We start from the raw sequence: 2,240 nt of genomic DNA on the forward strand, positions 1-2,240 counted from the left end.
ATTATGTATAGATGAAAAGGACAGAAAAAGATTCTGTCCTACTTACAAAAATAACTATGATGTATTGTTAAATTATATACATTTTCAAAATCTCGATCTTGAAGGTTATTCTTCTTCCCATCAATAACAATAAAAACATCATTCACTATTTTTGCTGGTATAATTCCGACATTTTCTACTTGAACCGCTTGCTGGCCATTCCATTGCTCTATATGTTCTAGAGGTACTGTAATACTAAATTGAGAGCGAATACCACGGAAATTCGTATTTAATTCGTTCGCTGCTTCAAATACAACAATTTTCGCACCTACTTTTTCACCATACGAATCAAGAAATGCGTTTAAACTTTTTGTATATTCTTCTTCCGTGTGCCATTCCATTGTCCCAAATGCTGCTGGATTTACATTTTGAATAATTGTCGTATATATTTCTCCTCTTGCTTTTGAAGCAATTAATGACCGTTTAATTGATTGGACCGTCTTTCCGATATCACTGAATTTTGCACCCCATATTTCTGAAATGTTAGGTGTCAAAATGAATGCAATATCAACGAAAATTACCATCGCAGTAAACATTAAAAGATTTTTCCAGAGGGTTAAATCTATTCCTTTTATCGTGAAATAAACTGTGACTGATGTTATGAACAAACCGTACCACGTTTTTCGAATTCGTTGTTTCTTCTCCTCATACAATTCTTCATTTTTCCAATAAAAGAAAACAAGAACAATAAAGACGATTGCTAAAATAAATAAGCCGATTCGAATGTTAGAGATCGTCAATCACATCACCCTCCATTCCAAAACTACTCACGATACCATTACATGCGCAAAGAGCCATCTTTATGACAAAAGACGTGGACAACCTTCTAAAGTTAGCTACATCGCATATACATTAGAAGCAGGCCACGTCTTTTATCATGAATCTACATTGTATATGTAGACAAGCATGCGTTTCAAATTTTCACGTTAAAAATAAATATGTTTCGGAATTTCCCCTTCAGGTACTTCTCCGTCCATACTTAAGTAATAATGACGAATCGGATGTAAATTTTCGTCCAATTCATAAACAAGCGGAATGCTAGTCGGTATATTTAATGTTACTACACCATCATTTGAGAGATTGTCTAAGTATTTCACAAGTGAACGAATCGTATTGCCGTGTGATGAAATAATTACTTTTTCACCATTTTTTAATGCCGGTGCGATTTTTGCATGCCAATAATCAAGTACTCTTTTCTCCGTATCCTCTAAACATTCAGTTAATGGGAACTCGCCTTTTTTTAACGTTTTGTATCTCGGATTATTCGCTTCATATCGGGGATCATCTTCAGTAAGTGCAGGCGGTCTCACATCTATACTTCTTCTCCAAATATGAACTTTTTCATCTCCATATTTTTTTGCAGTTTCGTCTTTATTCAATCCTTGTAGTGCACCATAATGGCGTTCATTCAACTTCCATGAGTTATGTATAGGGACCCAAGTGAGATCCATTTCATAAAGTACAATCCATAATGTACGAATTGCTCGTTTTAATACTGATGTATAGGCAATATCAAACGTATATCCATTCTTTTTTAATATTGTTCCTGCTTCTCTCGCTTCACTTAATCCATTCTTTGATAAATCTACATCTGTCCATCCTGTAAATCGATTTTCAAGATTCCACAAACTTTGTCCGTGACGAATGAGTACAAGTTTTATCATTATAATTCCCCTCTCGGAAATATGAATTTTAAAATTTCAATACGTACACATATAAAGTTTTTGGTAATGTGAATTTTTTATCCATAGTTGCCAAATATACAGATGAGAATTTATGATTTTTCAAACTACAAAACAAGATACTATTTCTATCTTTTATTCTACTGGTATTTCACGCTTAGCCGTCCATGCATCAAATCCTGAACGGCTATTTGCCATTTCATTCATAACTTGATGCCAATTTTCTTCACATGATTCGCCAAACTGTTCAAAAATAGCTCCCATTTGCTCTCTTTGAACATCGCTCAGTTTTTTCTCTAAGTCTGTTCCTTCTTCTGTTAAAGACAGCTGTTTCACACGACGATCATGTGCAGCTTCATTACTCTCAATAAGTCCTTTATCTAACAGTTGGCGCAACGGTCCGTGAAGAGCTTGTTTACTTATTTCTAAAAGTGATAGCAACTCATTTACACTAAGCCCTGGAAAACGAGCGATAAAAAACAGAATTCTATGATGTACACGCTGTATACTATATTCTTT

3 protein-coding genes are annotated in these 2,240 nt (G+C 34.4%); all 3 read right to left on the reverse strand.

What is annotated here, in order from left to right:
* Positions 1–38 precede the first annotated feature (38 nt).
* On the reverse strand, positions 39–779 hold the full coding sequence (locus tag AB3X48_RS21380) for a type II toxin-antitoxin system SpoIISA family toxin (RefSeq protein WP_016104871.1): 741 nt from the start codon (positions 777–779) through the stop codon (positions 39–41).
* Between the two features lie 186 nt (positions 780–965).
* Positions 966–1,703: a 2,3-diphosphoglycerate-dependent phosphoglycerate mutase gene (gpmA, locus tag AB3X48_RS21385; protein WP_016104870.1), complete on the reverse strand. Its 738-nt coding sequence runs from the start codon at positions 1,701–1,703 to the stop codon at positions 966–968.
* Positions 1,704–1,856: 153 nt separating this feature from the next.
* Positions 1,857–2,240 (reverse strand): MarR family winged helix-turn-helix transcriptional regulator (locus AB3X48_RS21390; protein ID WP_367959918.1); only part of this gene is annotated, 384 nt, incomplete at its 5' end.

Source organism: Bacillus sp. S4, assembly GCF_040838205.1.
Lineage (GTDB): Bacteria > Bacillota > Bacilli > Bacillales > Bacillaceae_G > Bacillus_A > Bacillus_A cereus_U.

Bases quoted from the DNA above. Each gene is read 5' to 3' on its own strand.
- gpmA (WP_016104870.1), bottom strand. From the start codon at position 1,703: ATGATAAAACTTGTACTCATTCGTCACGGACAAAGTTTGTGGAATCTT.